Source organism: Kitasatospora sp. NPDC001132 (genome assembly GCF_053598415.1).
This window is the reverse complement of the sequence record NZ_JBSFKF010000007.1, coordinates 37774-50111: the sequence shown is the minus strand read 5'-3', so window position 1 is coordinate 50111 and position 12338 is coordinate 37774. Positions and strand designations below refer to the sequence as shown.

At 70.6% G+C, this 12338-nt stretch carries 10 protein-coding genes; 9 read left to right on the top strand and 1 reads right to left on the bottom strand.

Translation table 11 applies throughout. The features are described 5' to 3' along the window. The first annotated feature begins 656 nt into the window (after positions 1-656). The 4 genes from ACWDBE_RS11845 (at position 657) to ACWDBE_RS11830 (ending at position 6390) form a co-directional block, all read left to right on the top strand. Entirely contained in the window at positions 657-2810 is a 2154-nt protein-coding gene (locus ACWDBE_RS11845) for an asparagine synthase-related protein (RefSeq protein WP_449788090.1), read from the top strand. A gap of 154 nt (positions 2811-2964) precedes the next feature. Beyond that, the gene (locus tag ACWDBE_RS11840; protein ID WP_449788091.1) at positions 2965-3486 is read left to right on the top strand and encodes a universal stress protein; all 522 of its coding nucleotides are present in this window, start codon (positions 2965-2967) and stop codon (positions 3484-3486) included. A 211-nt stretch (positions 3487-3697) separates the two neighbouring features. Next, positions 3698-5521, top strand: coding sequence for a recombinase family protein (locus tag ACWDBE_RS11835; protein WP_449807886.1), 1824 nt, complete (start codon positions 3698-3700; stop codon positions 5519-5521). 515 nt (positions 5522-6036) lie between these two features. Next, a complete protein-coding gene (locus tag ACWDBE_RS11830) occupies positions 6037-6390 on the top strand; it encodes an HNH endonuclease (protein WP_449807885.1) in 354 nt (117 codons plus the stop codon). 80 nt (positions 6391-6470) lie between these two features. Here ACWDBE_RS11830 and ACWDBE_RS11825 read toward each other — a convergent pair whose 3' ends face one another. Continuing rightward, positions 6471-6812 (bottom strand): hypothetical protein, encoded by a 342-nt coding sequence (locus ACWDBE_RS11825; RefSeq protein WP_449807884.1) that lies wholly within the window; start codon positions 6810-6812, stop codon positions 6471-6473. A gap of 396 nt (positions 6813-7208) precedes the next feature. Here ACWDBE_RS11825 and ACWDBE_RS11820 point away from each other — a divergent pair, with 396 nt between their 5' ends. The 5 genes from ACWDBE_RS11820 to ACWDBE_RS11800 are packed head-to-tail and all read left to right on the top strand — an operon-like array spanning position 7209 to position 12288. After that, positions 7209-7553 (top strand): phage terminase small subunit P27 family, encoded by a 345-nt coding sequence (locus ACWDBE_RS11820; RefSeq protein ID WP_449807883.1) that lies wholly within the window; start codon positions 7209-7211, stop codon positions 7551-7553. A 25-nt stretch (positions 7554-7578) separates the two neighbouring features. After that, the gene (locus ACWDBE_RS11815) at positions 7579-9132 is read left to right on the top strand and encodes a terminase large subunit domain-containing protein (RefSeq protein ID WP_449807882.1); all 1554 of its coding nucleotides are present in this window, start codon (positions 7579-7581) and stop codon (positions 9130-9132) included. 45 nt (positions 9133-9177) lie between these two features. Next, entirely contained in the window at positions 9178-10515 is a 1338-nt protein-coding gene (locus tag ACWDBE_RS11810; protein WP_449807881.1) for a phage portal protein, read from the top strand. After that, positions 10478-11092 (top strand): HK97 family phage prohead protease, encoded by a 615-nt coding sequence (locus tag ACWDBE_RS11805; RefSeq protein WP_449807880.1) that lies wholly within the window; start codon positions 10478-10480, stop codon positions 11090-11092. The genes ACWDBE_RS11810 and ACWDBE_RS11805 overlap by 38 nt, the downstream gene beginning before the upstream one ends. Then, positions 11092-12288: a phage major capsid protein gene (locus ACWDBE_RS11800; RefSeq protein ID WP_449807879.1), complete on the top strand. Its 1197-nt coding sequence runs from the start codon at positions 11092-11094 to the stop codon at positions 12286-12288. Before ACWDBE_RS11805 ends, ACWDBE_RS11800 begins: the two co-directional genes overlap by 1 nt. The last annotated feature ends 50 nt before the right edge of the window (positions 12289-12338 follow it).

The following is a 12338-nucleotide window of genomic DNA, read 5'->3' as shown; positions in this document are numbered from 1 at the left end:
CGGCCGACCGCGCGGCGCTCCGGAGCCTCGTGCTCCGGTCCCGTGTTCACGTGCGCCCGGCCGTGCTCCCTGGCCCGACCGGCAGGTCGGCGATTCGCTGGTGGTCGTGGGTCGGCCTGCCGTCGAGGACCCGGCGGGCCGGGGGAAGCCGCCACCTCAATCCCCGCGGGTGGCGGTGAAGTCCGGGAGGGCATGCGGATGCCCTCCCGGGCCGGGCGACACCTTTCGGCCATCTCGCGATGCCCATGTCAAAGGTGTTCGCGGGTGGTTCCGGGCCGGGGAGGGGGAGGCCCGGCCCGCCCGCCCCCGGGAATGCCGGACGGATCGAACTCGCCTCCGGCGCGCGGAACTTGCTCACCCGGAGCGGTCGAGGCGGCGTGGGAGCCCCCCGGCTCCGGAGCGGTCCGGCGGGCGCGACCGGGAGCCCACCCCCGTCCGCCGTCGTGGCCGCGTCGGCCGTCGAACGGCCGGTTCGAACGGAAACGGAACCCGGAACACCGACCACGGCGGCGCCCCGCGGTGGCACGATGTCTCCTGACGGCGCGTCGAGCTGCGGGGCACGCCGGGACGGCGCGGGCCGGTCAGGCACCCCACCCGGCCGCCCGGCGGCGGCGAACGCGTCGTACGGATGCAGGTCCTCGTCCGGTGGAGGCGCGATGCGGTGGCTGACGGGCTGGTGCACGGGCGCGCCGAGCGCGGGCACCCCGGCGCACGAGACGCTCGGCAGGGTCGAGCCGATCGCCGCGCGGCCCCTGTGGGCCGGGCCCGACCCGCTCTGGGCCGTCGGCGACTGGCGCCCCGGGGAGATCCGCCTGGTCACCCTCCGCCCCGGCGCCCCCGCCGTGGTCAGCACCGGCCCCACCGCCCCCGACCAGGTCGAGGACACCCCCGCCACCTCCCGGCTCGCCGTCCTCGGCCACTGCGGCGCCACCGACGCCGAACTCGCCGCCGGCCTCGCCGCCGCCCGCGGCGGCGCCGTCCGCCACCTGACCGCCTGGCCCGGCAGCTACACCGTCGTGCTGCGCTCCGGCACCCGCTCCACCCTGCTGCTCACCGACCTCGCCGGCGCCCGGCCCGTCTTCCACACCCCGTGGGCCGGCGGCACCGCGTACGCCACCGCCGCCCTGCCGCTCGCCGACCTGGTCGGCGCCCCGCTGGACACCGGCCACCTCGCCGCCCGGCTCGCCTGCCCCGAGTCCCCCGAGGCGCTCGGCACCGGCACCCCGTACCTGGGCGTCCAGCGGGTGCCGCCCGGCCACGTGCTCGGCATCCGCGGCGGCCGCCCGTACCTGTCCGGCTACGACGACCCGGCCGGCGCCGAGCAGCCGCGCGACGAGGCGCCCGCCGTCCGCGAACTCACCCGCGCCCTGCTGGAGTCCGTCCGCTCCCGGGTCCGCACCACCACCCCGGCCCTCGATCCGGCCGGGCGGGCCCGGCTCGGCGTCGACCTCTCGTACGGGACGGCCTCCGCGACCGTCGCGCTGCTCGCCGCCGCCGTCCCGCTGCCGCCGGCGCCGACGGCCGCCGCGTCCACGGCGTCCGTCCCGGCGGCCCGGGCCGCCACCGCCGGGGCCAGGAGCGGCGCGGTCAAGGGCTCCTGGGCCCGCGCCACCGCCCGGGAACCCGCCGCCCCCGAGCAGTTGGCCGCCGTCACCCTCGGCGAGACCGAGCCCCCGGCCGGCCTCGTGCTCGCCCCCGACACCCCGCGGCTGCGGCACACCGTGCTCGACCCCGGCCCGGACACCCTCCCGTACGCCGGGCTGGACGCCGACCCGCGGTCCGGCCGGCTCACCGACGAGCCGGGGCCCGAACTCGTCGCCGCCGCCCGGGCCGAGGCCCGCTTCGACGCCGGCGGCACCGACCACCTCACCGGCTACGGCGCCCGCCAGGTCCTGGACGGGCACCCGGCCCGGCTCGCCGACCTGATCCGGGCCGGCCGGCCACGCGAACTCCTGCCCCCGGTCGTCGCGCTGGCCGGCGCCGACCGGGCGGCCGCGGGCGTCCTCACCGGCACGCTGCGCACCCCGCTCACCGTGCTCCGGGCCGCCCACCGGCTCTCCCGGGTCCGCTACGCGGAGGCGCTGGACGAGGCGGCCGCCAGGCTGACCGCCCGCCACGTCCCGGACGGCGACGGCACGGCGGGGGCCCGCTCGGCCGTCGACCTCGCCTGGTGCGTGCCCGGCCCGGCCGCCCGCTGGCTCTCCGACGAGGCGCTCTCCTCGGTCGCGCTGCGGCTGCGCCTGGCGGCGCGCAGACCGGCGCCCGAGGAACACCCCGGCGCGCACCGGGCCCGGCACGCCCTCTACCGGCAGGCGCGCTCCTTCCGCACCCTCGTGCACGCCGCCGAACAGCCCGGCCAGCGGCTGCACGCGCCCTTCCTCGACAACCAGGTGGTGCGCGCCGCCCGGCTGCTGCCCGACGACGTCCGCCTCCAACCCGGCGCCCGGCACGCCCTCCTGCACGCCGTCCTCACCGGCGCCGGCCGCACCGACCTGCCCCCCGACTGGGGCCGGAGCCCCCGCCCCGACCGCACCGCCCCCACCCGCGCCGGCCTGTGCCTCGCCGCCGACGGACTCGCCGAACTCTTCGACGCCCCGCTGCTCGCCGAAGCCGGCCTGATCGACCTCCCCGCCGTCCGGGCCGACCTCGCCCGCTCCGCCGACCCCGCCACCCCGCTCTCCCCGGCCGCCCTCGCCGGCCTCGCGGACCTCGTCTCCACCGAGCTGTGGCTGCGCCGCGTCCGCGCCCGCCGCCACGGCGCCTGCTGGACCGGCCTGCCCGCCCCCCGCCAACCCGCGCTCACGTCCTGACACCACCGGCTGCTCCCGCCGGTCCCCCGGCCTGCCGCCTGCGGGCCCCGGCCCTCCCGTCCGTCGGCCCCGGTCTGCGGCGCGGTTGCCGGGCCCTGGTGGACGGGGCGGTGATGATGGCGGGGGTGTGGGTCCGGGGCGAGGAGGACGTGCGGTGGCCGGTGGGAGCGCGGGGCGGGAGGTGCCGGTCGTGCTGTCGGTGCTGGGGCGTCCGCCGTCGGGGCGGCCGCCGGGGGTGTTGGCGGCGTGTGACGGGTCGGACGGGTCGCTGTGGGCGCTGGACCGGGCGATGACGGAGGCCGAGTTGTTCGGGCTGCCGCTGTACGTGCTCGCCGTCGTCAATCCGGCGCCGGCCGGCTACCCGCCGGGCATGACGGAGCTGGTGCAGGAGAGCGTGGAGACGCTGGTCGAGAGCATGGCGGACGGGCTGCGCCGCTCGGTGGCCGCCGTTCAGCGCCAGCGCCCCGCGCCGTACGCGGGGGAGCTGTCGCTGCACGTGGTGCTGGGCAACGTGATCGAGGTGCTGCTGGAGGCGGCGACCCGGCAGCACACGCTGGTGGTCGGCACCCGGGGCAACGGAGGCTTCGCCCGGCTGCTGATGGGCTCGGTGAGTTCGGCGGTCGTGCACCACGCGGCCTGCCCGGTGCTGGTGGTCCCGGCGCCGCCCGCGGCCTGATCGGCGGGGTGCCGGGAATGTACCGAGATGGTTCACCGTTCACCCGTCTTGTCCACACCTGACAAGACGCCCCCTGGAGCCCCCCGCATGAAGGTCGAGATCTGGTCCGACATCGCCTGCCCCTGGTCGAAGGCTGCAATAACTCTCTGACCCCGGCGCGGGAAGTCGCTGCGCTCTGGGTTGGTCAGAGACCTACAGCCTAGGACTGACCATGCAGCGTGCCGACTACCAGACCCTTCGCAAGATGGGCTTCGAAGATGACGAACTCAAAGAGCTAGGCCTTTGGGACGTCCCGACCGGAGACCCCACGGAACTGGGAATCGCCTACATTCGGCGGTCTCAGAAGTCCGACGATCTCACGACGCTTCGTCAGCATCTCCGGAATATCGTCCGGGCTGCCGACCGTGACGGCATCAAAATCGCGCATGTCTACTTCGAGCAGCGCAGCGCATCCAAGGCTCACGTTTTCCGTGAGGAATTCGAGAGCGCCACGGGCGATATTCTCAAGGGTCGCGCCAAGACGCTCTATGTATGGAAGTCGGACCGCCTTTCCCGGCGTGGAATGGGGCAGGTAGGCCTTCTTCTTGATGAGTTCGACAAGCGCACTGCCCGTGCGGTAAGCGTCACCGAAGGACTGGACTCTTCCCAGGGCTCCCGAATCGTCTGGGCGATCCTCTCGGAACGCGCACGCGAAGAATCCAAGGACATTGCGCTCCGCTCGAAGACCGGCCTTGACGCGCACCGGGCCGAAGGCAAATGGACGGGCGGAGTCGTGCCGTACGGCCTCATGTATGACCCGGAGACCGGGAAATTGGTCCGGCACCCCACGGAGTTCATTCCGGCCCGCCGTATCGCTATCGGCCTGATCAAGAACCGCACGCCCCAGCAAATCGCCTACGCCATGAACGACCGTGGATTCGTCACCCGCACCGGAAAGCCCTGGGGAGCCACGGGAATCATCTCCCTTGCGCACTCGCTGTCCTGGGCCGGAATTGTGGTGGTCAAGGAACGCATGACCGACGAACACGGCGTACCCATCGACAAATGGCACCGAGGCGGGACGGCGCTACTCGACTCCGACGGATTCCCCGTTTCCTGCGGAGAGGGCGTCGTCACTTACGCCGAACACCTCATCATCGAAAAGAACCTTGCAAGTCGTTCCCGCCCAGGAACCTCGATAGGCGACCGCACCCGAGGGAAGCGCAAAGCGAAGTGCGTCGCGAACACGGCACTTCGCTGCCCCTACTGCAAGGGGCGCATGACGAATGCCGGAGTTTCCTTCTACTGCGAAAAGCGTAAGAATGAAGGCGTGTCGTCATGCAAGGGCTCTTCGATTAACCGGCTCGAAACGGAATCCGCAATTGCGGAAATGTGGCAAAATCACATTCTCAGTCTCCCGCCGGAGTCGGACGTCATCGCGCATATCGCGAAGGAATGGCTCAAGTATGATGACCCGGAGAAGGAGGAAAAGCGCGTCAAGGTCGACGCTGCCCTAAAGGATGCACAAACGCGAAAGGGAAAGCTCGAAGACGCGTATTTCGTTGCTGGCACGCTTGCAGAGGATCGGTACACCGAACTGAGCGCCAAGCTGACCACGCAAATCACGGCCTTCCAGAAAGAGCTAGCCGACCTGTCCCGGGAGGCTGACCTAAGCCCCCTCATGGCGCCGGAGTCACTGGCCCGGCTCTGGGGCGCCCAGGACGCCGAAGGGCAGCGGGCACTGCTGAAAGCCGCGGCCACCCACATCGACTTCGTCCACGTCTCCGGCCGCGGGAAGCGCGGGGCCCCGGTCGCTGAACGGCTCAAGGTCACGTGGAAGGCGGAAAGCCGCCCCGACGCTGGCAAGGCCATCAGCACGGCCCTGGACCACGTGGAGCTGACCCGGGCCCGCCGCAAGGCTGCTGAGACCGCCTCGGAAACCCCCGAGAAGCCCATCCTGGTGGAGTTGGCCGTCCGGTCCACGACGGAGGATCGGGCAGTTCGGATCGCCGCCGGACGACGCGCGGCCCGCAAGAGGACAGCCGCCGCTGCCTGACACCCTGTGGCCCCGTTCGACCTACCCGGGTCGGGCGGGGCTCTCTTGTGCCGGCTGATGTGGCGTGCGCACGACAGCACCACAGCGGGCCGATGGTGTTTTGGTGTTTTGGTGCCCGTTCTCAACACACCATAGAAGCAAATAGGGAAGTCAGGATCGGCGCACTAAACACCAGACCACCACGGGAAGGGCTTGCGCTCTAGAGGGGGCAGAGCCGCAGCGCCCCGGGGAACGGGGGGACACGGGGGAGCCCCGGGAAGTCGTTGCGCTCTAGGGAAGGTGGGAGACGGGGAGTGCCGCACACCCCTCCATGGCAGGTGGTCAGAGCGCCCTGTCTCCTTTCGCCCATGCACCACGACCCCCGCGCTACCGGGGGTGCCGCCGGAGTCGTGCGGCGAAGGGGCCGCGTCGCCCACGAGTAGCCATTGCCGAAAGGGGTCGCAAGCTCACGCGGTCCCACCACCGAAGGGGGGTCACGGATCACGTGATCCGTGGCTCAAGGGGGGAGGGGGGTCATGAACATACGGTGCCTTGACTGTAGGGGGTGGGCCACCCGTGACGGCCGATGCGACGAGCACCGTCGGGCCTATGAGGCCGGTCGGACGAGGCAGTCACATCGCAAGCGGCGGGCAGCCATAGCGGCTGGCACCGACGCGGCGGCTCGTCTGCGGAAGGCAGTACGGAAGGCCGGACGCGGTGACTGTGCCGCGTGTGGCGGGAGCTTCCTGCCCAGCGGCGTGGACATCGACCACCGACAGCCGCTCGCACTCGGCGGCCAGGACGTGGACGACAACGTTCAGGTGCTCTGCAAGGCGTGCCACAAGGCCAAGACGCGGCGGGACTTCGACCACCAGCGTCCGCCCTTCTGACAGCACGAAGCCCCGGCACGGGCTCTGAGAGGTCCGTACCGGGGCCGAAGTAATCACATTCGTAGCGGTGCTGCGGGAGGTCAGCTGCGATCTGCGATGAACGGGCTGGCCTGAATGGCGATGGGGGCGAGCCACTCCCTAACCCGGGTAGCTGGGTCGGGTGTGCCGAGGACCGCCGCGCCGTTCTGCCAGGCGAATCGGGTCGCGTATGCCACGCCAGAACTGTCCACGATGGGGAGCTCGGCCGGGATGTACTTCCCGCCACTGACGACGATCACGGGCTGACCGTCCCGGTACTCGATCGACAGGGCGCCCACATCCTCGGGCTTGACCTGGTCGGCCGGGATCAGCGCGGACTCGGTCGTCTCGGGCTTGACCTGGACCGGGGCCGGTCCCTTGGAGTTGGGCGTGGTCTCGGACATAGCTGTCTCCTCACTGGTCGGCTCGCTGCCGACGCGCGATGGACCTTCCCGTGACTGACTGTCATCAAACCATCACCGCTCTGACTGAACGTCTGGCTGGCTGGGTGGGGCGCTCCGGAAGTTCCCGGCCGTGCCCGCCGGCGATCCCGGCCCCAGCTCGAAAAACGCACCCTGGGTGTGATGCCGGACCCAGGCGCCCCCAGTGATCAACTGCCGCGCCGCGTAGGCGAAGCGGTGCTGAGGGGCCCGGAGAAAGGCACCTGCTAAGGGGGTCGAAGCGCCGGTTAGGAGGTGGTCAGGGTGTCCCGAGCGAAGTCGCCGGACCACCGAACCGGCCACCCTTCGGCGGCGCTGGATTCGCCCGCCCCGGTGGTCCACGAAGGTCGTGCTCCGCGCGTGCCGGCTCACCTGGGGAAGGTCGGCCGGGAGGCGTGGCGGACGGTCTGGACGGCCGGGGCCGGGGCCTACTCGCCGGAAACGGACCGGTACATCATCCTGCGGTACTGCGAACTCCAGGACCGGCGGGCGGAGCTGCTGGCGGTGGTCGCTGCCGACGGGTTCATGTCGGAGGGGTACAACGGCCAGCCGGTGGCCCACCCCATGCTCCGCTACGTGGAGTCCACGGAGAAGGAGCTGCGGTCGATCGAGACCGCGATCGGCTTCACGCCGGAAGCCCGGATGCGGCTGGGCATTGTCGCCGCTGAGGCGCGGAGGGTGGCCACGAGCCCCGAAGACTTCTAACTGAACATGGCGGGGGGTGGTCGGCTTGGCCACCCTTGATCCCGTCATCGCTCGGCACATCCCCGACGACGCACCGTTCCCTTCGGAGGGGTACCGCGTCGCCAACTGGATTGAGCACCACTGCCACCTGACGGGTTCGTTCGCCGGTCAGCGTTTCCGTCTGCTGCCCTGGCAGCGGGAGCTGCTGGTCGATGCGTACGAGCTGCGCCAGGACGGCGCCGGTCGCTGGGTTCGCAAGCACCGCCTGGCCGTGGTGTGCATCGCGCGGAAGAACGGCAAGTCGACGTTGGCCGCGGCGATCATGCTGTACCACCTGATCGCCGACAAGGCCGACACCCAGCGCCAGATCATCGCTGCGGCCAACGACCGCAATCAGGCCAGGATGGTCTTCGACTCGGCGCGGCAGATGGTGAACGCGTCGCCGAAGCTGTCGGCGATCTGCTCTGTCCAGCGCGACGTCATTCGCTTCAAGGACTCCACTTACCGCGTCGTCTCCGCGGACGCCGGTCGGCAGCAAGGCCTGAACCCGTCGGCGGTCTCGCTGGACGAGTACGCGTTCAGCAAGTCGGCGGACCTGTTCGACGCGCTGACGCTCGGCTCCGCGGCGCGCAACCAGCCGATCACCTGGGTCGTGTCCACTGCCGGCCCGGACCCGGACGGCCCGTTCGCGCTGCTCTGCGGACGTGGTGAGCGGGTCAACTCCGGTGAGGAGTCGGACCCGACGCTCTTTTTCCGGTCATGGGGTCCGCGCCTGGGCGAAGAGGTCGACCACCTTGACCCGGCCGTCTGGCAGCGCTGCAACCCCAGCTTCGAGATCCTGAACGAAGCGGACTTCGAGGCGGCTGCTGCGCGCAGCTCCGAGGCTTCGTTCCGGATCTACCGCCTGTCGCAGTTCGTCCGGGGCGGGTCGACGTGGCTACCTCATGGGCTCTGGGAGTCCCTGGCAGTTGCAGAAACGATCCGCCCCGGGGACGCGGTGGTCTGCGGCTTCGACGGGTCGTGGAAGGGCGACTCCACGGCCCTGGTTGCCGTCCGCCTGTCGGATCTCTGCGTCTTCGTCCTGGGGCACTGGGAGGCGCCGGCTGGGGATGCGCACTGGCGGGTGCCCATGGCGGACGTGCGGGACGCTCTGCGCTCTGCCCTGGCCACGTACGACGTGCGGCTTCTGGTCGCCGACCCGTACCGCTGGGAGGAGACGCTAGACACCCTCGAAGCGGAGGGGTATCCGATCGAGGCGTTCCCGACGAACTCTCTCAAGAGGATGGTCCCGGCGACCCAGAGCGTCTACGACGCGTGCCGGGACGGGCGGCTGTCCCACGACGGGCACCCGGCTCTTGCCCGCCACATCGGGAACGCGGTTCTCCGCGAAGACCGGCACGGGGCGCGCATCACGAAGGAGCACGCCGGGTCGAAGCGCAAGATCGACCTTGCCGTTGCCATGATCCTGGCCGTCCACGGGGCGGTCATGTACCGGGACGAGAACCCGGACTTCGCGGACTCGCCGATCCTCGCCACCTGGGAGCAGGACGGGCAGGTGTTCACCTTCGGCGGTTCCGCCGAGTACTTCGATGATCTCTAGCTCACGGATTACGTAATCCGTGACCACACACGGGGGGTGGTGGTCATGGGGTTCTGGCGTGACCTGATACGGGGCCGTGCCCCGACGGTCGTCCAGCGCGCCCAGTGGGAGGACGCCGCGGAGGCTCTGGTCCTTCACGGGAAGGTCACGGCGTCCGGGCAGCGGATCGACGCGACCACGGCACTGAAGGTGTCCGCGGTCTTCGGCTGTGTCCGGCTTCTGTCGGAGACCATCGCGACGTTGCCGGTCGCCACGTACTCCCGTCGGGGAGGCGCGCGGAAGCTCGTCCGGTCGCCGCTGTGGCTGGACTACCCGACGGCGGAGCCCGGGGGGCTGGGGCGGATCGATCTCCTGTCCCAGGTGGTGCTGTCGCTGCTGCTCGAAGGCAACGCGTATCTGGCGGTGCTGTGGGACGGCCCGTCGATCGTCGGCCTGGAAGTCCTTGATCCGTCGCGGATCGAGACTCACACGGTGGTGGTCGACGGACGCCGGCGGAAGGTCTTCCACGCCACGGACGTTGACCGGGACGGCAACCCGGTGGCGCTGGGCTGGTTCACGACGCGGGAGATCCTGCACATCCCCGGCATGATGCTGCCGGGGGCGTTCACCGGGGTCTCGCCGATCGCCTTCGCCCGGGAGTCCATCGGTCTCGCCCTGGCGGCGCAGACCTACGGCGGCAAGTTCTTCTCCAACGGGGCCACGCCGGGCGCCGTGGTCGAAGTCCCGGGGGCCATGTCCGAAGAGGGCTTGGCCCGTGCCCGGGAGGCGTGGCGGCTGGCCAACTCCGGCGTCGACAACGCCCACCGGGTGGCGCTGCTGACCGAAGGCGCCAAGTTCTCGAAGATCAGCATGTCCCCGGACGAAGCACAGTTCCTGGAAACCCGACAATTCCAAGTGCCTGAAATCGCACGAGTTTTCGGAGTTCCGCCGCACCTGATCGCCGACGCCACGAACTCCACGAGCTGGGGTTCCGGCTTGGCCGAGCAGAACCAGGCATTCGCCCAGTTCTCGCTGAGACCGTGGCTGGAGCGGATCGAAGCCGGGTTCACGCGGCTCTTGTTCGCGGAGTCCGCGAACCGGCAGCTCTTCGTGAAGTTCAGCTTGGACGGTATCCAGCGGGGCGCCCCGGCGGAGCGCATGAACATGTACTCCACCGGCCTTCAGCAGGGGATCTACTCGATCGATGAAGTCCGCGCCTGGGAGGACCTGGAGCCTCTACCCGACGGCCAGGGCGCCGTTCACCGGGTGCCGCTGAACCTTGCCCCGGTGGACGAAGAGCCCCCAGCCACAGAGCCCGCGGCCACCGACCCGGCCGCGGAGCCAGACGACACCGAAGGGGGAGCAGATGACACCGGAGCGCCGAAGCCTCAGCCTGCCGGCTGAGATCCGGTCCGAAGGCGACCGCCTCACGATGCGCGGCTATGCCTACCGCTTCAACGAGCTGAGCCACGATCTGGGGGGCTTCCGGGAGCGGATCATCCCCGGGGCCGGTGCCGCGTCGTTGGACGGTGCGCGGGACGTCCTGGCGACGTTCAATCATGACGCCAACTACCCGTTGGGCCGCATGAGTTCGGGCACCCTTCGGGCCGGGGAGGACGGCTCCGGAGGCTGGTACGAGATCGACCTACCAGACACCACCACCGGCCGGGACGTCGCCGAACTGCTGCGGCGTGGGGACGTACGGGGGTCGTCCTTCACGTTCCGCATCCTGGGCGACGGGCAGCGCTGGGCCGACCAGGACGACACGGAGACCGGCCTTCCCGTTCGGGAGATCAGCGGCATGGACGTGCTGGAGCTGGGCCCGGTCCTGAACCCGGCCTACCCGACCACCCAGGCGTCCCTTCGCTCCCTGGTGGAGCTGCTGGGGACCAACGGCAGTCCCGACGGGGGACCGGCTGCCGACCACACACTCACGCTCCCGCCGCTTGTGCGGGGGCTGCTCTACGGGGGGAATCACTGATGGACGCTACTACTCTGAGCGCGAACTTCGAGGCGCGCGAGAAGGCGACCGCGGAGCTTCGGGCGCTGACCGACGAGTTCGCCGGTCGGGAGATGCCGGCTGAGGCGCGGGAGAAGGAGACTAAGCTTCTGGCCGCCGTCGCCGACTACGACGACCGGGTTCGCCGCGGTGTCGAAGCCGTCCGGGCCAGCGAGACCGCACAGAAGCTCATGGCCGAGCTCAAGGGGATCGGCAGCAAGAGCGGCGGCAAGGCCGACGAGACCGCGAACGAGCTGCGGGCGCTCGGCCTGGGCGACGGAATCGACTTCCGCCCGGACAAGGCACTCCACAAGAGCGGCGCGGAGCTGCGCGCGGTGGTCGACACCACCACGGGCAAGAACGTCATCCCGCGGACCCTGTTCAACCGCCTTCTGGCGGAGGCGGTCACCCGCTCCACCGTGATGAGCGGCGGCGCCACCATCCTGTCCACCACGGGCGGTGAGCCGATGGACTTCACCGTGGTCACCGGTCGTGCGTCGGCGGGCATCGTGGCGGAGAACGGCGCCATCCCGGAGAGCACCCCGACCACCGTCCAGCGGTCCATGGGTGCCTACAAGTACGCCTACGCGTCCACGCTCTCCAGTGAGTTCGTCGCCGATCAGACGCTTGATCTCGTCGCGTTCCTGGTGGGCGACGCCGGTCCCGCGCTGGGCCACGGCATGGGCCAGCACTTCCTGACCGGCACCGGCACCGGCCAGCCGAAGGGCGTGCTCACCGCGGCCCCGGCTGCGACCGTCACGTTCGCGAAGACCGCCAAGGATGGGGTCGTCTCCGATGGTCTGATCGACCTGTTCTTCGAGCTGCCGCAGCCCTACCGGTCCAGCGCCGTGTACGTCGTGTCCGACGCGACCGCCGCGAAGATGCGCAAGCTCAAGGACGGCCAGGGTCAGTACATCTGGCAGAACGCGCTGACCGCCGGCCAGCCGTCGACCTTCAACGGCGCCCCGGTGCTGACCGACCCGGGCATGCCGGACGACAAGGTCTTCTTCGGTGACCTGTCCAAGTACACGATCCGGCTGGCGGGACCTCTCCGGGTCGACCGGTCGCTTGACGTGAACTTCAAGTCCGACCAGATCGTCTACCGGTTCATCCAGCGCGCGGACGGTCTGCTCGTGGACGAGCGGTCGGCGAAGGTGCTGACCATGACCGGCCCGTGACCGACGTCTAGCGGGGGCTCACGGATTACGTAATCCGTGGGCCCCTTCCC